General features: G+C 51.7%; 24 protein-coding genes. 20 read left to right on the top strand and 4 right to left on the bottom strand.

Going from position 1 to position 20,872, the window contains the following annotated elements; genetic code table 11:
* Nucleotides 1-2: 2 nt before the first annotated feature.
* From rpsN to G604_RS0104455, 17 genes are all read left to right on the top strand, one after another.
* A complete protein-coding gene (gene rpsN, locus G604_RS0104530) occupies nucleotides 3-305 on the top strand; it encodes a 30S ribosomal protein S14 (RefSeq protein WP_028909519.1) in 303 nt (100 codons plus the stop codon).
* A 151-nt stretch (nucleotides 306-456) separates the two neighbouring features.
* On the top strand, nucleotides 457-852 hold the full coding sequence (gene rpsH, locus G604_RS0104525; RefSeq protein WP_028909518.1) for a 30S ribosomal protein S8: 396 nt from the start codon (nucleotides 457-459) through the stop codon (nucleotides 850-852).
* A 14-nt stretch (nucleotides 853-866) separates the two neighbouring features.
* Complete coding sequence (gene rplF, locus G604_RS0104520) at nucleotides 867-1,439, top strand: 50S ribosomal protein L6 (RefSeq protein ID WP_028909517.1); 573 nt, start codon at nucleotides 867-869, stop codon at nucleotides 1,437-1,439.
* A gap of 24 nt (nucleotides 1,440-1,463) precedes the next feature.
* Entirely contained in the window at nucleotides 1,464-1,808 is a 345-nt protein-coding gene (gene rplR / locus G604_RS0104515; protein WP_028909516.1) for a 50S ribosomal protein L18, read from the top strand.
* A gap of 6 nt (nucleotides 1,809-1,814) precedes the next feature.
* Nucleotides 1,815-2,327, top strand: a complete 513-nt coding sequence (gene rpsE / locus G604_RS0104510; RefSeq protein ID WP_028909515.1) for a 30S ribosomal protein S5 — start codon at nucleotides 1,815-1,817, stop codon at nucleotides 2,325-2,327.
* 21 nt (nucleotides 2,328-2,348) lie between these two features.
* Nucleotides 2,349-2,525, top strand: a complete 177-nt coding sequence (gene rpmD / locus G604_RS0104505) for a 50S ribosomal protein L30 (RefSeq protein WP_028909514.1) — start codon at nucleotides 2,349-2,351, stop codon at nucleotides 2,523-2,525.
* Nucleotides 2,526-2,548: 23 nt separating this feature from the next.
* A complete protein-coding gene (rplO, locus tag G604_RS0104500) occupies nucleotides 2,549-2,995 on the top strand; it encodes a 50S ribosomal protein L15 (RefSeq protein WP_028909513.1) in 447 nt (148 codons plus the stop codon).
* A 3-nt stretch (nucleotides 2,996-2,998) separates the two neighbouring features.
* Nucleotides 2,999-4,336: a preprotein translocase subunit SecY gene (secY, locus tag G604_RS0104495; protein WP_028909512.1), complete on the top strand. Its 1,338-nt coding sequence runs from the start codon at nucleotides 2,999-3,001 to the stop codon at nucleotides 4,334-4,336.
* Nucleotides 4,337-4,347: 11 nt separating this feature from the next.
* A complete protein-coding gene (gene map / locus G604_RS0104490; RefSeq protein ID WP_028909511.1) occupies nucleotides 4,348-5,157 on the top strand; it encodes a type I methionyl aminopeptidase in 810 nt (269 codons plus the stop codon).
* 28 nt (nucleotides 5,158-5,185) lie between these two features.
* The gene (infA, locus tag G604_RS0104485) at nucleotides 5,186-5,404 is read left to right on the top strand and encodes a translation initiation factor IF-1 (RefSeq protein WP_028909510.1); all 219 of its coding nucleotides are present in this window, start codon (nucleotides 5,186-5,188) and stop codon (nucleotides 5,402-5,404) included.
* A 13-nt stretch (nucleotides 5,405-5,417) separates the two neighbouring features.
* The gene (gene ykgO, locus G604_RS13550) at nucleotides 5,418-5,534 is read left to right on the top strand and encodes a type B 50S ribosomal protein L36 (protein ID WP_007899708.1); all 117 of its coding nucleotides are present in this window, start codon (nucleotides 5,418-5,420) and stop codon (nucleotides 5,532-5,534) included.
* 97 nt (nucleotides 5,535-5,631) lie between these two features.
* Nucleotides 5,632-6,012, top strand: a complete 381-nt coding sequence (gene rpsM, locus G604_RS0104480) for a 30S ribosomal protein S13 (protein WP_028909509.1) — start codon at nucleotides 5,632-5,634, stop codon at nucleotides 6,010-6,012.
* 18 nt (nucleotides 6,013-6,030) lie between these two features.
* Nucleotides 6,031-6,420 (top strand): 30S ribosomal protein S11, encoded by a 390-nt coding sequence (gene rpsK, locus G604_RS0104475; RefSeq protein ID WP_028909508.1) that lies wholly within the window; start codon nucleotides 6,031-6,033, stop codon nucleotides 6,418-6,420.
* Nucleotides 6,421-6,460: 40 nt separating this feature from the next.
* Nucleotides 6,461-7,069, top strand: coding sequence for a 30S ribosomal protein S4 (rpsD, locus tag G604_RS0104470; RefSeq protein ID WP_028909507.1), 609 nt, complete (start codon nucleotides 6,461-6,463; stop codon nucleotides 7,067-7,069).
* Between the two features lie 14 nt (nucleotides 7,070-7,083).
* The gene (locus tag G604_RS0104465; protein ID WP_028909506.1) at nucleotides 7,084-8,076 is read left to right on the top strand and encodes a DNA-directed RNA polymerase subunit alpha; all 993 of its coding nucleotides are present in this window, start codon (nucleotides 7,084-7,086) and stop codon (nucleotides 8,074-8,076) included.
* 101 nt (nucleotides 8,077-8,177) lie between these two features.
* Nucleotides 8,178-8,702, top strand: coding sequence for a 50S ribosomal protein L17 (rplQ, locus tag G604_RS0104460; protein ID WP_028909505.1), 525 nt, complete (start codon nucleotides 8,178-8,180; stop codon nucleotides 8,700-8,702).
* A 242-nt stretch (nucleotides 8,703-8,944) separates the two neighbouring features.
* Complete coding sequence (locus tag G604_RS0104455; RefSeq protein WP_028909504.1) at nucleotides 8,945-9,802, top strand: hypothetical protein; 858 nt, start codon at nucleotides 8,945-8,947, stop codon at nucleotides 9,800-9,802.
* 2 nt (nucleotides 9,803-9,804) lie between these two features.
* On the opposite strand, the gene G604_RS13545 is transcribed toward G604_RS0104455, so the two are convergent.
* The 4 genes from G604_RS13545 to G604_RS0104435 form a co-directional block, all read right to left on the bottom strand.
* Nucleotides 9,805-10,281, bottom strand: a complete 477-nt coding sequence (locus G604_RS13545; protein ID WP_051220225.1) for a septal ring lytic transglycosylase RlpA family protein — start codon at nucleotides 10,279-10,281, stop codon at nucleotides 9,805-9,807.
* Between the two features lie 56 nt (nucleotides 10,282-10,337).
* The gene (gdhA, locus tag G604_RS0104445; RefSeq protein ID WP_028909503.1) at nucleotides 10,338-11,675 is read right to left on the bottom strand and encodes an NADP-specific glutamate dehydrogenase; all 1,338 of its coding nucleotides are present in this window, start codon (nucleotides 11,673-11,675) and stop codon (nucleotides 10,338-10,340) included.
* 135 nt (nucleotides 11,676-11,810) lie between these two features.
* Nucleotides 11,811-12,443 carry a phosphatase PAP2 family protein gene (locus tag G604_RS13540; protein WP_051220224.1) on the bottom strand — a complete coding sequence of 211 codons (633 nt, stop codon included), beginning with the start codon at nucleotides 12,441-12,443 and terminating at the stop codon, nucleotides 11,811-11,813.
* Between the two features lie 36 nt (nucleotides 12,444-12,479).
* Nucleotides 12,480-14,399 carry an LTA synthase family protein gene (locus G604_RS0104435; protein WP_028909502.1) on the bottom strand — a complete coding sequence of 640 codons (1,920 nt, stop codon included), beginning with the start codon at nucleotides 14,397-14,399 and terminating at the stop codon, nucleotides 12,480-12,482.
* A 106-nt stretch (nucleotides 14,400-14,505) separates the two neighbouring features.
* Between G604_RS0104435 and G604_RS0104430 the strand changes: the two genes are divergently transcribed.
* From G604_RS0104430 to G604_RS0104420, 3 genes are all read left to right on the top strand, one after another.
* On the top strand, nucleotides 14,506-17,520 hold the full coding sequence (locus tag G604_RS0104430; protein ID WP_028909501.1) for a PEP/pyruvate-binding domain-containing protein: 3,015 nt from the start codon (nucleotides 14,506-14,508) through the stop codon (nucleotides 17,518-17,520).
* Between the two features lie 110 nt (nucleotides 17,521-17,630).
* Nucleotides 17,631-19,550 (top strand): LptF/LptG family permease, encoded by a 1,920-nt coding sequence (locus tag G604_RS0104425; RefSeq protein WP_028909500.1) that lies wholly within the window; start codon nucleotides 17,631-17,633, stop codon nucleotides 19,548-19,550.
* Nucleotides 19,551-19,604: 54 nt separating this feature from the next.
* Nucleotides 19,605-20,816 carry a bifunctional 3,4-dihydroxy-2-butanone-4-phosphate synthase/GTP cyclohydrolase II gene (locus G604_RS0104420; RefSeq protein WP_028909499.1) on the top strand — a complete coding sequence of 404 codons (1,212 nt, stop codon included), beginning with the start codon at nucleotides 19,605-19,607 and terminating at the stop codon, nucleotides 20,814-20,816.
* Nucleotides 20,817-20,872 lie beyond the last annotated feature (56 nt).

Raw genomic sequence — 20,872 nt, 5'->3', positions numbered from 1 at the left:
ATATGGCAAAAGAATCAATGAAGGCACGCGAGGTAAAGCGTGCTAAGCTTGTAGCCCGCTATGCTGAGAAGCGCGCCGCACTGAAGAAGATCATTGCAACGACTCAGGATCCCGCCGAGGCTTACGAGGCTGCCCGCAAGCTCCAGAGCATTCCTAAGAACGCCAATCCTATCCGTCTTCACAACCGCTGCAAGATCACGGGTCGTCCCAAGGGCTATATGCGCCAGTTCGGTCTCTCCCGTATCCAGTTCCGTGAGATGGCCTCTCAGGGTCTCATCCCCGGCGTGAAGAAAGCAAGCTGGTAATAGTTAGTAATTAGGAGATAGAAGTTAGAAGTTATAAGAGCTGAATGAAGACTCAGAAACTCCTATCTTCTAACTCCTAACTCCTAACTCAAGAAACGACTCATATTTAATATTGTCGGGGGAGTCCCGATTAATTAAACATTTATATTTTATGACAGATCCAATAGCAGATTATCTGACTCGACTCAGAAACGCGATCATGGCTCATCACCGTGTTGTCGAAGTTCCTGCGTCCAACATGAAGAAGTCTATCACTCAGATTCTCTTCGAAAAGGGCTACATCCTGAACTACAAGTTCATCGAGGATGGTCCCCAGGGCACGATCAAAGTTGCTCTGAAGTATGATCCTAAGACCAAGCAGAGCGCTATCAAGAAACTTGAGCGCGTCTCTACCCCGGGTCTTCGCCGCTATACCGGCTATAAGGACATGCCGCGCGTGATCAACGGATTGGGTATCGCTATCTTATCCACATCCAAAGGTGTAATGACAAACAAAGAGGCTTCCGACCTCAAAATCGGTGGTGAAGTGCTCTGCTACGTTTATTAATTGGAGGATTGAATATGTCAAGAATAGGAAAATTGCCAATTAGCATCCCCGCCGGAGTAACGGTTACTTTCGACGAGAAGACAAATGTAGTCAATGTCAAGGGCCCCAAGGGTGAACTCTCCCAGTGGATTGATCCCTCCATCAAGGTCGCTATCGCTGACGGTCAGGTTGAATTTACTGTTGATGAGAATAATGCCACGGACGAGAAGCAGAAGCATGCTTTCCACGGCCTCTATCGCGCTCTGGTCAACAACATGGTTGTTGGTGTCAGCGAGGGTTATAAGAAGGTTATGGAGCTCGTCGGTGTCGGTTATCGTGTAAGCAACCAGGGCAACCTCATTGAGTTCTCCCTCGGTTACACGCACCCCATCTTTATCCAGCTTCCTAAGGAAGTGAAGGTAGAGACTAAGTCTGAGCGTAACCAGAACCCCGTCATCACCCTCGAGAGCTGTGATAAGCAGCTGCTGGGTATGATCTGCGCTAAGATTCGTTCTTTCCGTATGCCTGAGCCTTATAAGGGTAAGGGTATCCTCTTCAAGGGTGAGGTCATCCGCCGCAAGTCTGGTAAGACCGCTGCAGCTAAGTAATTTTAATTTTTAAAACTTACGATTATGACAGTTAAGAAAGTAGAAAGACGAATCAAGATAAAATTCCGTATCCGCAAGAGCGTGAACGGTACTGCTGAGCGCCCCCGTCTGACGGTGTTCCGCTCCAATAAGCAGATTTATGCACAGGTGATCAATGACCTTGAGGGCAAGACCCTCGCCAGCGCTTCTTCACTCGGCTTGGAGAAACTGCCGAAGATGGAGCAGGCCAAGAAGGTCGGCGCACTCGTCGCTGAGAAGGCCAAGGCCGCAGGCGTGGAGTCTGTTGTCTTCGACCGTAATGGTTATCTCTATCATGGCCGTGTACAGGCACTTGCTGATGCAGCACGTGAGGGCGGTCTCAAATTCTAAACGATTATGGCAATGAATAAAGTTAAAGCAAATACTGAAACAGAACTGAAGGATCGCCTGGTTGCCATCAACCGCGTAACGAAGGTTACAAAGGGTGGTCGTACTTTCACATTCGCTGCTATCGTCGTTGTTGGTGACGGCAAGGGCGTGATCGGCTATGGCCTCGGTAAGGCCGGTGAGGTCACCGCAGCTATCGCCAAGGGTACTGAGGCAGCTAAGAAGAATCTGGTGAAGGTTCCCGTGCTCAAAGGCACTGTTCCTCACGAGGTAGAGGTGAAATTCGGCGGCGCCCGCGTGCTCCTCAAGCCGGCTGCAGCCGGTACCGGTCTGAAGGCCGGTGGTGCTATGCGTGCCGTCCTCGAGAGCGCAGGCATCAAGGATGTCATCGCCAAGTCTAAGGGTTCTTCCAACCCCCACTCTCTGGTGAAGGCTACTGTAGAGGCTCTCTCTGAGATGCGTGATGCTTACCAGGTTGCTGGTGAGCGTGGCATCGCTATGGACAAAGTGTTTAACGGTTAATATAATAGGAGAATAATCACAATGGCAACAATTAAGGTCAAGCAAATCAAGAGCCGCATCGGCGCTCCTGTCGATCAGAAGAAGACGCTCATCGCTCTTGGTCTTCACAAGATTTCACAGGTTGTTGAAGTTGAAGACACTCCTAGCAACCTGGGTATGATCCGCAAGGTTCATCACCTCGTTGAAGTAATCAAATAACAACTTTAAAAAGTCAACGCAAGATGAAATTAAATAATTTGAAGCCTGCTGAGGGCGCTACCCATTCCCGTCGTCGTATCGGCCGTGGTCCTGGTTCGGGCCTCGGTGGTACTTCTACCCGTGGTCATAAGGGTGCCAAAGCCCGCTCTGGCTACAAGCGTAAGATTGGTTTCGAAGGTGGTCAGATGCCTCTGCAGCGTCGTGTGCCGAAGTTCGGCTTCCAGAATATCAATCATAAGGAATATTTCGCAGTAAACCTCTCTACTCTTCAGTCCCTTGCTGAGAGTAAGAACCTGGAGAAGATCACCATCGCTGATCTCGTTGCCGCTGGTCTGACCAATGGCAAGAAGCTTGTGAAGATTCTCGGTAACGGTGAACTGAAAGCAAAAGTTGAAGTAGAAGCAAATGCCTTCTCCAAGACTGCTGAGGAAGCTATCGTCGCAGCAGGTGGCAAGGCAACCAAAATCTAAGGGATGAAAAAGTTTATTGAGACACTAAAGAACTGTTGGAAACTCGAGGACCTGCGTCAGCGCCTCCTCATCACGTTTCTATTTGTGGCTATCTATCGTTTCGGATCTTACGTTGTCCTCCCGGGCATCGATCCGACACAGTTGGCAAAACTTCAGTCACAGACCGCCGGTGGCCTGATGTCACTCTTGGACATGTTCTCTGGTGGAGCATTTTCCAATGCGTCTATCTTCGCACTCGGTATCATGCCCTATATCTCAGCTTCCATCGTCATGCAGCTCCTCGCCGTCGCTGTACCTTACTTTCAGAAGATGCAGCGCGAGGGCGAGAGTGGTCGTAAGAAGATCAACTGGTACACTCGCTGGCTCACGGTAGCTATCCTGCTGTTCCAGGCTCCGTCCTACCTCATCAACCTGAAGATGCAGGCCTCTCAGGCCCTCGCTTCAGGTATTGACTGGACGGCCTTCATGATCCCCGCTACGATTATCCTTGCTGCAGGTTCGATGTTCATCCTTTGGCTTGGTGAGCGTATCACGGATAAAGGCGTCGGCAATGGTATCTCCCTGATCATTATGATCGGTATCATCGCCCGCCTTCCGCAGGCTTTCATTCAGGAGCTCTCCTCCCGTCTGACAGCCGTCACCGGTGGTGGTCTGATGATGTTCATCGTTGAGCTCATCGTCCTCTATGCCGTCGTGCTGGCTTCCATCCTGCTCGTTCAGGGCACGCGCAAGGTCCCCGTACAGTATGCCAAGCGCGTGGTCGGCAACAAGCAGTTCGGTGGTGCCCGTCAGTACATCCCGTTGAAGCTCTTCGCTGCCAACGTGATGCCGATCATCTTTGCTCAGGCATTGATGTTCATTCCGCTGGCGATCGTGCGCTACAACTCTGAGACGGCTGCTTGGTGGGTCCGTGATCTTATGGACAACCGTTCTGTGCTGTATAATGTCATCTATGTGATTCTCGTGATTGCATTTACGTACTTCTATACAGCTATCACGCTGAACCCGACGCAGATGGCAGAGGATATGAAGCGTAACAACGGTTTCATCCCCGGTGTCAAGCCTGGTAAGGAAACAGCTGAGTATATTGATACAGTCATGTCTCGTATTACTTTCCCTGGTTCTCTTTTCATCGCTTTCATCGCTATCATGCCGGCACTTACAGGATTCCTCAACGTTCAGCAGGGCTTCGCCCAGTTCTTCGGAGGAACTTCACTGCTGATCCTTGTTGGTGTGGTCATCGACACTCTTCAGCAGATTGAGAGCCATCTGATGATGCGTCATTACGACGGTCTTCTCAATGCCGGTCACACTCGTCAGGGTGGCGTATCCGCATACTAAGTCTACAGCGAATGAAGATTTTTCTGAAGACGGAAGATGAAATAGACCTGATGCGCAAGGCCAACCGCCTCGTCGGCGCTACCCTTGCGGAATTGGGAAAACATATCCAAGCAGGTGTTACGACCCTCCAATTGGACAAAATAGCTGAGGAGTTCATCCGAGACCATGGGGCTGTCCCCACGTTCAAGAACTTCCCCAATCCATTTGGAGGGCCTTTCCCAGCTTCAATCTGTACCTCTGTCAATGATGTCGTCGTCCACGGAATACCGTCGGATAAGCAGGTTCTCAAGGATGGTGACATCATTAGCATTGACTGCGGGACGCTCCTCGACGGATTCAACGGTGACAGTTGTTATACGTTTTGTGTCGGTGAGGTCCGCCCCGAGGTCATGAAACTCCTCCGTACAACGCGGGCTTCTCTTTACAAGGGTATAGCCGAAGCAGTTGCTGGCAATCATCTCGGTGATATCGGCAATGCCGTACAAGCTACCGCCGAGGCTGAAGGTTATGGAGTGGTCCGAGAGCTCACTGGGCATGGCATTGGCAAGGAGATGCATGAGGCGCCACAGGTACCCAACTATGGAAGCCGTGGCAACGGCGTGATGCTGAAAGCCGGCATGTGTATCGCTATCGAGCCGATGATCACGATGGGAGACCGCAAGATCTGGCTGCTCCCCGACAAGTGGGGCATCATCACCCGCGATCACCTGCCCGCCGCTCATTTCGAGCACACCATCGCTATCCGCAGGGGAAAGGCAGAGATTTTATCTACGTTCGAAGATATCGATCAAGAGCGCTATTACAATCAGACAGTTAATTGATTAAATAAGAAAGGTTAATTTAAGATTTATGGCAAAACAGTCCGCTATAGAACAAGACGGAACCATCACTGAAAGTCTCTCCAACGCTATGTTCCGTGTAGAGCTGGAGAACGGCGTGCAGATCATTGCCCATATTTCCGGCAAGATGCGCATGCACTATATCAAGATTCTGCCCGGTGACAAGGTCAAGGTGGAGATGAGTCCCTATGACCTGACAAAGGGAAGAATCGTATTCCGATACAAATAATTCATCAACTGATATGAAGACAAGAGCATCATTAAAGAAACGTACGCCCGACTGCAAGATCGTTCGCAGAAAGGGTCGTCTGTTCGTTATCAACAAGAAGAACCCGAAGTTCAAAATGCGTCAGGGTTAATGTTAAAGATTTGTAAATGTGCGGCTATTTGAAAAAATAGTCGTAATTTTGCACGCTCTTTAGCAAGAAAAAGTATTTATCACATTATTATCAAACAATGGCAATAAGAATTGTTGGAGTAGATTTGCCCCAGAATAAGGCAGGCGAAATCGCATTGACCTATATCTATGGTATTGGTCGAAGTAGTTCAGCAAAGATATTGGATAAGGCAGGCGTAGACCGCAGCCTGAAGGTCAGCGAATGGTCTGACGAGCAGGCAGCCGCTATCCGTCAAATTATCGGCGCTGAGTTCAAGGTAGAAGGTGATCTCCGTAGTGAGATCCAGATGAACATCAAGCGCTTGATGGACATCGGTTGCTACCGTGGTGTCAGACATCGTAATGGTCTTCCCGTTCGTGGTCAGAGTACAAAGAACAATGCTCGTACTCGCAAGGGAAAGAAGAAGACTGTTGCTAACAAGAAGAAGGCTACTAAGTAATTGAAAGGACAGTAAATTATGGCAAAGACAAAAGCAACAAGCAGAAAGAGAAATGTTCGCGTTGACGCTGTTGGTCAGCTTCACGTTCACAGTTCTTTCAACAACATCATCGTATCTCTTGCAAACTCTGAGGGTCAGGTTATCTCCTGGTCTTCCGCTGGTAAGATGGGTTTCCGTGGCAGTAAGAAGAACACGCCGTACGCAGCGCAGATGGCTGCTGAGGATTGCGCAAAGATCGCTTACGACCTCGGTCTCCGTAAGGTAAAGGCTTATGTGAAGGGTCCGGGTAATGGTCGTGAGAGCGCTATCCGTGCCGTCCATGGCGCAGGTATCGAGGTAACTGAGATTATCGACGTCACTCCGCTGCCGCACAATGGCTGCCGTCCTCCTAAGCGTCGTCGTGTATAATCACATCTTATCAACTATATAAAAAAGCATATTATTCATTATGGCAAGATACATAGGTCCTAAATCAAGAATTGCACGCCGTTTCGGAGAGGCTATCTTCGGCGCTGATAAGGTACTCGCTAAGCGCAACTATGCTCCTGGACAGCACGGTAACAACCGTCGTCGTAAGGTGTCTGAGTATGGTGCTCAGCTTGCTGAGAAGCAGAAGGCAAAGTATACTTATGGCGTTCTCGAGCGTCAGTTCCGCAATTTGTTCGATAAGGCTGCCAAGGCTGACGGTATTACCGGTGAGGTTTTGCTGCAGAGCCTCGAGAGCCGTCTGGACAATGTCGTGTTCCGTTTGGGTATCGCTCCTACCCGTGCCGCTGCTCGTCAGCTTGTTTCTCACAAGCATATCGTAGTTGATGGCCAGGTTGTTAACATTCCTTCTTACTCCGTCAAGCCGGGTCAGATCGTTGGCGTCCGCGAAAAGGCAAAGTCTCTTGAAGTCATTGAGGCTGCTTTGGCTGGTTTCAACCACAGCAAGTATCCTTGGCTCGAATGGGACGAGAATACCAAGAGCGGTAAGTTCCTTCATAAGCCCGAGCGTGCTGACATCCCGGAGAACATCAAGGAGCAGTTAATCGTTGAGCTTTACTCTAAACAATAAAATTCATTAAATCAATGGCGATATTAGCATTTCAAAAACCTGACAAAGTCGTAATGTTGGAGGCCAATGACCATTTCGGCAAGTTCGAATTCCGTCCTCTTGAGCCTGGCTTCGGTATTACCATCGGTAATGCCCTGCGCCGCATTCTTCTTTCGTCACTCGAGGGCTATGCCATCAACACCATCCGTATCGCTGGTGTTGAGCATGAGTTTAGCTCCGTACCGGGTGTGAAGGAGGACGTCACCAACATTATCTTGAATCTCAAGCAAGTTCGATTCAAGCAAGTAGTAGAAGAATTCGAGAACGAGAAAGTTAGTATCACCGTCGAGAATTCCACCGAATTCAAAGCAGGTGATATCAGTAAGTATCTGACTGGATTTGAAGTGTTAAACCCTGATTTAGTGATTTGTCATTTAGATGCCAAAGCTACTATGCAGATTGACCTGACCATCAACAAGGGCCGTGGCTACGTCCCCGCCGATGAGAACCGTCAGTTCTGCACAGATGTTAACGTACTCCCTATCGATTCCATCTACACCCCGATCCGTAACGTGAAATACAGTGTCGAGCCCTATCGTGTCGAGCAGAAGACCGACTACGACAAGCTTGTCATCGAAGTCACCACGGATGGTTCCATTCACCCGAAGGACGCCCTGAAGGAGGCTGCGAAGATCCTGATCTATCACTTCATGCTCTTCTCTGATGAAAAGATCTCTCTGGAGAATCCTGACAAGGAGAATAATGAGGAGTTTGACGAGGAGATCCTCCACATGCGTCAGTTGCTGAAGACGAAGCTCACCGATATGAACCTCTCCGTCCGTGCCCTCAACTGCTTGAAGGCCGCCGACGTCGAGACCCTCGGCGATCTCGTTCAGTACAACAAGACCGACCTCCTGAAGTTCCGCAACTTCGGTAAGAAATCGCTTTCAGAGCTTGATGATTTGCTCGAGAGTCTGAATCTGTCGTTTGGAACTGATATTTCAAAGTATAAACTGGACAAAGAATAGTTAGGTTAGTTAGGAGTTAGGAGATAGGAGTTGGAAGTTAATTCTAAACTCCATCTCTGAACTTCTAACTACTATCTTCTGACTCCTAATTTAGATTAAAAATGAGACATAATAAGAAATTCAACCATCTGGGCCGTACTGCATCTCACCGCGGTGCCATGCTTGCAAACATGGCAGTGTCCCTGATCATGCACAAAAGAATCACTACGACCCTCGCCAAGGCAAAGGCTCTGAAGAAGTATGTTGAGCCCCTGATCACCCGTTCTAAGAACGACACCACAACGTCCCGTCGTGTCGTCTTCCGTTACCTCCAGGACAAGGAGGCTGTGAAGACTCTCTTCGGTGAGGTCGCTGCTAAGGTTGCCAACCGTCCCGGTGGCTACACCCGTGTGATCAAGCTGGGTATCCGTCAGGGCGATGCCGCTGAGCTGGCTTTCATCGAGCTCGTAGACTTCGATGAGAACATGGCTAAGGCTCCCGCTGCCAAGAAGACCCGTCGTAGCCGTCGTAGCAACAAGTCTGCAGAGGCTGCTGCTCCCGCTGCAGAGGCTCCGAAGGCTGAGGAGGCCGCTCCTGCTGCTGATGCTGCTGAGGCAAAGGCTGAGGAGGCTCCTAAGGCTGAATAATTCACTATTCATAACTCTACTCATTCATCACCTAAGAGGGGTGCAGGTTTCTTATCTGCACCCCTTTTTCGATGATTTTTGCGGAAACGGACAATGATTTAAGATGTACCTACGGCCATCATTTTCCATTCTCCATTATGCTTCTGCTTCATAGGGTTTCCCCTATGTTAAATTAGGGAAAATGGCTGTGAAGTATGGAAAATAATGATTATTTTTGCAATCAGATAAAAGGAAATTGGCTTATGAAAAAGTTCATGATCACAATGGTTGTCTCTGCTCTTTTGTTGAGCAGCTGTGACAGCTATACAGGAGCCGGAGCCTATTCCGGCGCTATGCTTGGAGGTATGCTTGGGTCCGCTATCGGTGACATCTCCGGTGGCTGGCGTGGCTCCGATATCGGACAGATTGTAGGTACTGTCGGAGGCGCCGTCGCTGGAGCCGCCATCGGTGCCCAGGCTGACCGTCGTCAGGCCGCTGCCGTCGATGATGCTGTCCGTGAGCGTTCAGCGGAGATGGGTTCCCGTCGCTATTCCGGTGATGACGGCGTCTATGAGAACCGCGGAAATGGCAGTCGCTACCAGGCTCAGAGTGATGCTACGCCCATCGATACGACGCGTAATGATGCTGAGGACTGGCGCGAGCAGAGTGGTTTCAATGCCAATAATACGGGCGATGACCGTATCACTCTTGGTAAGGGGCAGCAGTCAGATATGATGAAATCGACGGGTAGGACTTACACGGTGACGGCCCTGCCGAGTCTGGAGATCCGTAATGCACGTTTTCTCGATAGTAATGGCGACGGAGCCTTGGAGCGCGGTGAGGATGCCCGTATGGTCTTTGAGATCTGGAATACAGGTACGAAAACCGTCTATGGTGCTATCCCGTCAGTTGTGGAGTTCTATAAGAACAGGCATATCTATATATCCCCGAGCGTAAGAGTGGAGAGCATAGGTGCCGGTCAGGGCATCCGTTATACCGCCGTTATTCAAGCTGACAGTCGGCTGAAGGACGGTTATGCGAAGTTCTGTGTCAGTGTCCTGGCAAATGGCAAGACCTGCACAAAAGTCTCAGAGTTTAATATTCCCACTAAGAAGGAATAATATTATTTGTGTAATGGTTTCCGGGGAACCTTGATATTCTCCGGTTTGAAGTCAGCCAGTCCAAATTCATATTTTGGCAGGCTGACTTCTTCGTTTGGACGGTAGGGGATACCCTTCTCCTTTTCTTTCTCCACGACTTCCACACGAACGGTGGCGATACCACTGGAGAGCATGCCGATCTCACGGGCGGCCCGGTAACTCAGGTCGATGACCTTTCCGTGACCATAGGGCCCACGGTCGGTGACGCGTACGATCGTGCTCTTGCCGTTCTTCATATTCGTCACGCGGAGGAGGGTGCCGAAGGGATGACTTTTATGTGCGCAGGTCAAAGAGTCGTGATGCAGCTGTTCGCCACTCGCCGTACGGGCGCCCGTGGAACGGCGGGAGTAATAGGTCGCCTGCCCCCGCTGCACCTTCCGTTGGGCGGAGGTGGTAAGCGAGAGCAGTGCAAAGAGAATGAATATCAGCTTTTTGACCATAAACATATTTTTTGCAAAATTACAAAAAATAGTTCAAACGGACAAAGATTTGGGCCTTAAACGATACCTTGAGCCATCATCGCGTTGGCGACCTTCATAAAGCCGGCGATATTGGCACCCTTGACATAATTGACATATCCGTCGGGCTCCTTACCATAACGCACGCACTGCTCATGGATGGAGTGCATGATCTTATGGAGTTCCTTGTCGACCTCCTCAGCGCTCCAGTGAAGACGGATGGAGTTCTGCGTCATCTCCAGACCACTCGTGGCGACACCGCCGGCATTGACGGCCTTGCCGGGAGCGAAGAGCTGACGGGCGGCGATGAAGGCCTTCGTGGCCTCCTCCGTACAGCCCATGTTGCTGACTTCGGCGACACAGAGTGGATGACGGGCGAGAATCTTCGCGGCATCGTCACCGTTGAGCTCATTCTGCGTAGCACAGGTGAGATAGACATCGGCCTTCTGCTCCCACGGCTTCTTACCCGGGAAGAACTGGCTGCCGGGGAACTCGTCGGCATAGGGCTGGCAGACATCATTACCACTGGAGCGGAGCTCGAGCATATAGTCGATCTTCTCACCACTGATACCCTCGGAATCGTAGATATAGCCGTCGGGACCACTGATGGTGATGACCTTTGCGCCGAGTTGAGTGGCTTTCGTGGCGGCGCCCCAGGCGACATTACCGAAGCCGGAGAGGGCAACGGTCTTTCCCTTCAGGTCGAGGTCGTGGGTCGCCATCATCTGACTGACGAAATAGAGGGCACCGAAGCCCGTTGCCTCGGGACGGATGCGGCTGCCGCCCCATTCGAGGCCCTTGCCCGTGATGACGCCGTTCCATTGGTGTGTCAGCTTCTTATAAGCCCCGAAGAGATAGCCGATCTCACGTCCGCCGACACCGATGTCGCCGGCCGGCACATCCTCGTCGGGACCGATATAGTGGTAGAGCTCCGCCATGAAGGCCTGGCAGAAGCGCATGACCTCAGCATCGGAGCGGCCACGGATAGAGAAGTCGCTGCCACCTTTGGCACCGCCCATAGGCAGTGTGGTGAGGGCGTTCTTAAAGGTCTGTTCGAAGCCGAGGAACTTCAGAATGGAGAGGTTGACGGAGGAGTGGAAACGTAGTCCACCTTTATAGGGACCGATGGCGGAGTTGAACTGTACGCGGTAACCTAGGTTGACATGCACCTCACCCTTGTCGTCAACCCAGGGTACGCGGAACGTGATGATGCGCTCGGGCTCGATGAGCCGCTCAATGAGTTTGGCACGTTCAAACTCTGGATGCTGGTTATAGACATCCTGTACACTGATGAGCACTTCCCGCACGGCCTGGAGGTATTCTGACTCTCCGGGGTGCTTGCGCTCCAATTCCTGCATGATCTGTTGTACGTTCATAGTTGTTTAGTTTTATAGGATCTTAGTTTTCTATTTGTTTCTTGCTAAGGGCAAATATACGCCGTTTTTGGAATACGGCCAAGGATTTTGTGTTAAATTTCCTATAAAACAGTGACAGTTTGATGGCTTATCGCATCAAGCCATCATGGCGATGAGGGTGATGAAAAAGGCGGTCCATGGTACTGCCGTCCATCGGTCACGCGGACTGACGGGGAGGACATGGGGGCGGAGAATGCGATAGACCACCGTAGCCCACAGCAAGGCCACGAGCGTCGCGGCGAGGAGATCCCCTGGATAGTGGACACCGAGGTAAATACGACTGTAACAGATGATAATCGTCCAGATGACCATTAGGGTGTTCATCCACCGGTCACGGAGCAGATACATCAGGAAAATGGTCAGTCCCCAGCTGTTGGCACTATGGCAGCTCGGGAAGCCGAAGCGTCCGCCACGTTCGCCGTTGACGATGTGTACCATCGTATGCAGGGGATTCTCGAGGTTGGCCGGGCGCAGCCGTTCCACGAACGGCCGGATGAGATGCGCGCAGGTCTGGTCGGTGAGGGTGATGAGGATAGCGATGGCGATCGCCGTCCACAGAATCCGCTTCCAGTCCTTGATCCTCATGCAGATGACGAAGAAGAGTGAAGCATAGAACGGTATCCATACCCATTTCTCGGAGTACAGATCCATGAAGTGATCCATGAATGGCGTGTGGAGCCTATTGATGGCCAGGAACACCTGTGTGTCCCAATCGATAATTGTGTTCATAAGTATTTTATAGCATCAGTATCATAGATTTTTCGTTTATCTTTGGTCGATATCGTCAAACAGAACCTGCAAATAGGCCTTCAAACGGGGCAGCAGTGCCTTGGCGCGCTCTTTCTCCCGTGCAGATCGTGGCGCCGGTACGAGAGCTCTTTTGCTGTTGTCGTAGAGGATGTTGCCCTCTTCCGTGACCAGTCCCATGGCATCGGGGAAGTCGTAGAAGGCGAAGTGAGGACCGCTGGCCAGCAGGTCCTTGGAGAACCGCAGGTCATCATGACGGATCCCGAGTTGTCCGAGGACGGTGGCCGCGATATCCTGTTGACTGCCGAGGGTATGGACCTGCTGAGGACCACGGATGGCACCGCCCGTGAAGATTAGGGGAATCTGGAAATGGCGGAGGTCGTACATGCTCAGGTCCTCGGGATAGCAGCCGAGGTGATCAGGACAGAGGATGACGAGGCTGTGGTCCCACCGGCCCGTTGCCTTCAGCCATTGGATGAACTGCGCGATGCAGTGGTCGGTATAATTGAAGGCATTCAGCCGCGGGTTCTTCAGATTGTGCCAGGGCACGTCGAAAGGCTCGTGACTGCTGCTCGTCTGTACGACGGTGAAGCGTGGCGCCCGCTGCAAACCTTCCTTCGGATAGTGCTCCTGCATGCACTCGATGACGGGTCCGTCTGGAACGCCCCATTTGCTCAGCCGCTCCTTGATGGGGAAGTCAGTATCACTCGTCAGGTCCGTGAAGCCCATGGAGGTAACATAAGCCCGCATATTCGTGAAGTCGGCATCACCACCATAATAATAATGTAAGGTGTAGCCGGCATCATGGAGGTGGGCGGCGAGCGACGGCAGATGGGTCGCCTTCTGCGAGTATTTCATGATACTCATGTTCGGCTGGGCCGGATAACCACTGAGGATGGATACCAAACCACGGTCCGTCCGCCAGCTGTTGGCATAGAAACGGTCGAAGAAGATACCCTCCCGGGCCAGACGGTTCATCGTCGGTACTGCCGCCGTCTTCATCAGTTCCCGGGAGAAAGACTCGAGGATGAAGAGGTAGATATCCGGGCGTCCGCCTTTCTTCGTGCCGTTGGAGAACCAGCGGTCCTTGAGGACGGGCATGACGGAGTCAGAGCGCGTGTTGAGCATCGGGCGGACGAGGGCCTGTGCCGTCTGGTCATCCATGAAGCGGTACTGGCTCTTGAAATTCTCCTGATGGGAGAGACTCTCCAGAAGGGAGAAGGCAGGGTTGACGGCGGCATGGTTCAGTGGTGCCTCGTCGCTGAAATAGGCATAGCCCATGTTCATCGTCGAGACGGTGACACCGCCACGGATCGGCAGGAAGAGCAACACCGTCAGTACGAGCATCATCACGGCCCTTTTGACACGGTGCTTCAGCGCATAATAGTCGGGATGTGCCGATTGGCTGTTTCCGTCTTTCTCCAGGGAAGTATAAACGCGTCCCCCTCCGGGCAGGAGGAAGAGGGCGCTGATGGCTGCCGTACACAGAGCAATGGCGAGGATACCTCCGATGAGCATGGGAATGGTGATACTCGCGAAGGCATCTTTCGGAGAAGAGAGGAAATAGAAGAATGGCGTGTTGTCGAGTGGAAACTGCCAATACTCATACAGTCCGATATTCAGACAGAAAATGAGTGCGATGAGGAAGGCCGTAAGCAGAAAATAACCTTTGAAAATACTACGAAAGAACTTCTCTGCCTTTTCCTTGAGTGGCGCAACGATGCTGATGGCCGTGAGGAGAAGTCCCGGTATCACGGTGAGATAGCCGGCCACGCTGAGGTCCAGCGACAGGCCGTGCCAGATGACGCGCAGCCAGTCGATGGCCGTATCCTTCTCATAGAGCGTATGATACCAGAGCATGAAGAGTGGTTTCTGGAGGATGAATATAAGCAGCCAAGAGAGGTATATTCTAAAAAAGACTTTGAATCCTTTAATCATATTTTTCTCGTTTTGCGTGCAAAGGTAATGAATATTCTTGGATAAAGTTTGGAAAATATAGAAAATAGTATTACTTTTGTCTCCGTAAGAAAACTTTTGACAGCCCATGGAAGAAAAGATCCCCCAGCAGTGGACACGGTTCCTGCTCAAGGATGTGACCTTTGTCAATCTGATGATGCGTCGCATCTATAATGTCCTCATCGTCGCCAACCCCTATGATGCCTTCATGCTTGAGGATGACGGCAGGGTAGAGGAGAAGATCTATAATGAGTATATGGAGCTTGGACTGCGCTATCCCCCGACGTTCACTCAGGTATCGACGACAGAGGAGGCACAGAAAGTCCTGGCGTCCACACATGTTGACCTCGTCATCTGTATGCCTGGTAATGCCGATAATGATGCCTTCACGGTGGCGCGGGCGATCAAGGGGACCTTCCCCCATATACCCTGTGTTGTCCTCACCCCGTTCTCCCATGGTATCACGCGCCGCATGCAGAATGAAGACCTGAGTATCTTCGACTATGTCTTCTGTTGGCTCGGCAATACGAATCTGATCCTCTCCATCATCAAACTCATCGAGGACAAGATGAATATGGAGCATGATGTCAAGGAGGGTGGGGTACAGATGATCCTCCTCGTCGAGGACTCCATCCGTTTCTACAGTTCCATCCTGCCCAATCTCTACAATTATATCCTTGTACAGAGTAAGAATTTCTCCCGGGAGGCTCTCAACCGCCATGCCGCTACCCTGCGCATGCGCGGCCGTCCGAAAGTTATCCTCGCCCGTACCTATGATGAGGCTCTCGCCGTCTATGAACAATATAAGGACAACTGTCTCGGCGTGATCTCCGATGCCCGTTTTCCCCTCCATCCCGTGAAAGCCGACGGCACGCCGTCACCCCTTGGCGACAAGGACAACAAGGATCCCGAGGCCGGATTGAAACTGCTCAGGCAGATCCGTAAGGAGGATGAGTATCTCCCGCTGATCCTCGAGAGCGCGGAGAGCGAGAACAGGAAGAAGGCGGAGGCAGAGGGGTTCCGCTTCGTCGACAAGAACTCGAAGAAGCTCAGTGTCGACCTTCGGCATATCATGGAGGAGCATATGGGCTTCGGCGACTTCATCTTCCGGGACCCGAAGACCCATGAGGAGGTCATGCGCATACACAGTCTGAAAGAACTGCAGGATCATATCTTCGACATCCCCAACGATTCCATGCTCTATCATATCAGCCGTAACCACATGAGCCGCTGGCTCTGTGCCCGTGCCATCTTCCCTGTAAGCAACTTCCTCAAACAGGTGACATGGCATAAACTCCAGGATGTCGACGCCCACCGGCAGATCATCTTCGACGCCATCGTGCAGTACCGACACATGAAGAATATCGGTATCGTAGCTGACTTCGACCGCATGAAGTTCGACCAATATGCCCATTTCGCACGCATCGGCGACGGCTCCCTCGGCGGCAAGGGGCGTGGCCTGGCCTATCTCGACCATGTCATCAAACTCCATCCCGAGATCAACAACTTCCCCAATGCCACGGTGCAGATCCCAAAGACCGTCGTCCTCTGTACCGATATCTTCGATCGGTTCATGGAGGACAATAATCTCTATCCTGTGGCCCTGAGTGACCTCCCTGATGATGAGATCCTCCGCCATTTCCTCCATGCCCAGTTGCCCGACTCGCTGATTGCCGACTTCTTCACTTTCTTCGAGGCGACGAAACGTCCCGTGGCCATCCGCTCGAGCTCTCTCCTGGAGGATGCCCACTACCAGCCCTTCGCGGGAATCTATTCCACGTATATGATTCCTTATCTCGATGACAAATATGAGATGCTGCGCATGCTCGCCTGTGCTATCAAGGGCGTCTATGCCTCTGTGTTCTACCATGATTCGAAGGCCTATATGCAGGCCACGTCGAATGTCATTGATCAGGAAAAAATGGCCGTCATCCTCCAGGAGGTTGTCGGACAACAGTATGCCGACTATTATTATCCCAATGTAAGCGGTGTCCTGCGCTCGCTCAACTATTACCCCATCGGAGAGGAGAAGAGTGAGGAGGGGATCGCCTCCCTGGCCCTCGGACTCGGGAAATATATCGTCGATGGCGGACAGACGCTGCGCGTGAGTCCTTATCATCCCGACCAAGTGCTGCAGATGAGTGAGATGGATATCGCCCTGAAGGAGACGCAGACACAGTTTTATGCCCTCGACATGAAGCGCGTTACTGATGACTTTCGTGTCGACGACGGTTTCAACATTGCCAAGTTGCGTGTCAAGGAGGCCGACAAGCAGGGCGCACTGCCGTTTATCGCCTCCACGTTCGATCCCCTTGACCAGGTCATCCGTCCCGGCCTCTATGAGGGTGGCCGCAAGATTATCTCTTTCGACGGCATCCTCTCTCAGCATGTCTTCCCGTTGCCGGAGATCATGCAACTGTCGATGAAGCTCGGCGCCGATGCCATGCGCCGTCCCGTGGAGATTGAGTTCGCCTGTAATATCCATCCCGACCGGACGGGAGATTTCTATCTCTTGCAGATCCGCCCCATCGTCGACAGCAAACAGATGCTTGACGAGGATGTCCGGGCCATCCCCGACAGCCAGTGCTTGCTCCGCTCTCACCGCTCCCTTGGACACGGTATCTCGGAGGATGTCACCGATGTGGTATACGTGAAGTATGATGACGATTTCTCCGCGATGAACAATTACTATGTGGCCGATGACATTGAGCGCATCAACCGGCAGTTCCTGGCAGAGAAGAAGAACTATGTCCTCATCGGGCCCGGCCGCTGGGGCTCCAGTGACCATTATCTCGGCGTACCCGTGAAATGGCCGCATATCTCCGCTGCACGCGTCATCGTGGAAGTGGCGCTGAAAAACTACCGTGTCGACCCGAGCCAGGGTACCCATTTCTTCCAAAACCTCACGAGCTTCGGCGTGGGCTATTTCACCATCGATACGAATAATCCCGAGGAGGGCGGCATGATCCGCAAGGATATCCTCGATGCTCTCCCCGCCGTGGAGGAGACAGAATATGTGCGTCATGTCCGCTTCCCCCATCCCTTGAGGATCCTCATGGACGGTATGCGGCAGGAAGGAGCGGTATTAATGGAGAATGGATAATAGAGAATAGATAATGGATAATGATGGAAAAAGTAGTGGAAAAATAGTGGATTTTGATTTTTTATTCTTAATTTTGCAACTTGATAGGCGGTAGAAGCCATCAGCAGATTATGATTCGAATCAAAAAACTCGATATATTTATTGCCAAGCAGTTTGGCATGCTCTTCCTGGGGACCTTCTTCATCTGCCAGTTTGTGCTGATGATGCAGTTCCTCTGGCGCTATGTCGACGACCTCATCGGCAAAGGCCTGTCACTGGAGATCCTCGCCCAGTTCTTCTGGTATATGGGCCTGATGCTGATCCCGCAGGCGCTGCCCTTGGCCATTTTGCTGTCTTCTCTGATCACTTTCGGTAATCTTGGTGAGTCATCGGAGCTCACGGCTATCAAGGCCGCGGGTATCTCACTTCTGCAGTCTTTCCGTGGTCTGATCGCCATCGTCTGCATCATTACCCTCGGCTCTTTCTATTTCCAGAATACCATAGGACCGGAGTCGAACACGAAACTCATCCAGCTTCTTGTCTCCATGAAACAGAAATCTCCGGAACTGGAGATCCCTGAGGGCGTGTTCTATGACGGTATCCCGAACACGAATATCTATGTACAGAAGAAAGACCTCAACACGGGTCATCTCTATGGCATCATGATCTACCGGATGACGGGCAGCTATGAGGATGCCGCTATCATCCTCGCCGACTCGGGCATGCTGCAGTCGACGGCGGAGAAGAAGCACCTCGTCATGCGGCTGTGGAGTGGGGAGTGGTTTGAGAACATGAACTCCTCCGATTTCGGCAACAGTGCCGCCGTCCCTTACCGCCGTGAGACATTCGTGGCGAAGCGCATTGTCCTTGACTTCGATGGTGACTTCAACCTCGCCGATGCCGCCGGTATCGCGCAGAATGCCCGTACGAAGAGTCTGGCGAAGATCAGTCAGGGTATCGACTCCCTGAAGGAGAGCTACGACAGTATCGGCCGGTCCTATTACGACCAGGCCCGGATGATGTACTACTCCGTACCCCATCTGTCGCGCCGTGACTCTCTCGGTGCTCTCCGCATCGCTGCTGCCGACAACTATAACATCGACACCATCTTCGCCCATCTCCCTGCTGACCGTCGGCAGATGGCCGTGAGCTCCGCTCTCTCCACGATACAGAATGAGAAGATGGACCTCGACTTCAAGGCGCAGGTGACCGCCGATGGTGATAAGATGATTCGGGAGCATTATATCTGGGGCATTGATAAGTTCACGCTGTCCCTTTCTTGTCTGATCTTCTTTTTTATCGGTGCTCCATTGGGTGCCATCATACGTAAGGGTGGCCTTGGCGTCCCTGTCATCGTCTCCGTCCTCGTCTTTATCGTCTATTATATCCTTGACAACACGGGCTATCGAATGGCACGCGGCGGTATGTGGTCAGTGTGGTTCGGTAAGCTCATGGCCCCGGCAGTTCTCATCCCGTTGGCCGTTTTCGTCACCTATAAGGCAAACAACGACTCTGTCGTCTTTAATATGGATGCTTACCGCCTCTTCTTCCGTAAAGTCTTCGGCCTGCGCGTCAAGCGTCATGTCTTCGGTAAGGAGGTAATCATTGAGGAGCCCCAGTATGCTGTTGACGCACAGCTCCTGGAGAAGATGAGTATGAATATCATGAATTATAACCGTCTTCACCATCTGAAGCGATTGCCGAATGTTATCCGTACGTTCTTTAAATATCGTCCGGACCATGTCATCGAAGAGGTCAGCGCTCAGCTGGAGAAGGTCATCGAGGACCTCGGCAATACGCGTGACAAGATCGTACTCAACGATATCAACCAATATCCGGTGTTGATCACAAAATCTCATACCCGTCCTTTCGAACATCGCTGGATGAATATTATGGCGGCTATCATTATCCCCGCCGGTCTGTTCTTCTATTTCCGTATGTTCCGTTTCCGGCTCCGACTCTATCGTGACCTGCGGATGATCATGGGTGTCAACGACCGGCTTATCCCACGTCTGAAGGAGCTCGCTGCCTTGCAAGAAGGAGAAGAATGACCATTGTCAGAAAAAAATATCAACCCCTATTATATATTAAGGTATAAGTCAACTATGGAAGAAAATAAATTAAGCAGCATCGAAGATGCACTGAAAGATTTCAAGGAAGGCAAGTTTGTCATCGTCGTCGATGATGAGGACCGTGAGAATGAGGGTGATCTGATCACGGCTGCAGAAATGATCACCCCGGAGAAGGTGAACTTCATGCTGAAGCATGCCCGTGGCGTCCTCTGCGCTCCGATCACCATCTCCCGTGCCGATGAGCTTGATCTCCCCCATCAGGTGGAGGAGAACACGTCCATGCTCGGCACGCCGTTCACCATCACCGTCGATAAACTCGAGGGATGTACCACGGGAGTCTCCGCCCATGACCGTGCAGAGACCATCAAGGCCCTCGCCGATCCCAACGCCACGCCGCAGACCTTCGGCCGTCCCGGACATATCAATCCCCTCTATGCACAGGACAATGGCGTCTTGCGCCGCAGTGGACATACTGAGGCTGCCGTCGATCTCTGTAAGCTCTGTGGACTCTATCCTGCCGGTGCCCTCATGGAGATTATGAATGAGGATGGTACGATGGCCCGTCTGCCCCAACTCCTGGAGTATGCCAAACAATGGGACATGAAGGTCATCTCTATCAAGGACCTCATCGCTTACCGTCTGAAGAAAGAGAGTAGCATCGAGGTGGGTGACGAGGTCGATCTGCCTACGGTCTACGGCCATTTCCACCTGATTCCCTTCCGTCAGACGAGTAACGGTCTCGAGCATATGGCCCTTATCAAGGGTACGTGGGAAGAGAATGAGCCCGTCCTCGTGCGTGTCCATTCTTCCTGCGCCACCGGTGATATCCTTGGCAGTATGCGTTGTGACTGTGGTGAACAGCTCCACAAGGCTATGCAGATGATCGAGAAGGAGGGCAAGGGTGTCGTTATTTATATGCAGCAGGAAGGTCGCGGCATCGGTCTGATGAACAAGATCCGTGCCTATAAACTTCAGGAGGAAGGTTTCGATACGGTCGATGCTAACATTCATCTCGGCTTCAAACCCGATGAGCGTGACTATGGTTGTGGCGCCCAGATGCTCCGTCATCTGGGTATCCATAAGATGCGCTTAATGACGAATAACCCAGTGAAACGTGTAGGCCTTGAGGCTTATGGGTTGGAGATCAGCGAGATCGTACCCATTGAGATAAAGCCCAATCCTTACGACAAACGGTACCTCGAGACAAAGCGTGACCGTATGGGACATCTCCTCCATCTGAAATAGGAAAAATTGTTAACGAAATGTTGCATTTCGATGAAATAATGCACCGTTTATTTCGT

It is taken from the genome of Prevotella sp. AGR2160 (genome assembly GCF_000424185.1).
GTDB lineage: Bacteria > Bacteroidota > Bacteroidia > Bacteroidales > Bacteroidaceae > Prevotella.
The sequence above is the reverse complement of the archived record's forward strand: the minus strand, read 5'-3'. Positions and strand labels throughout refer to the sequence as shown.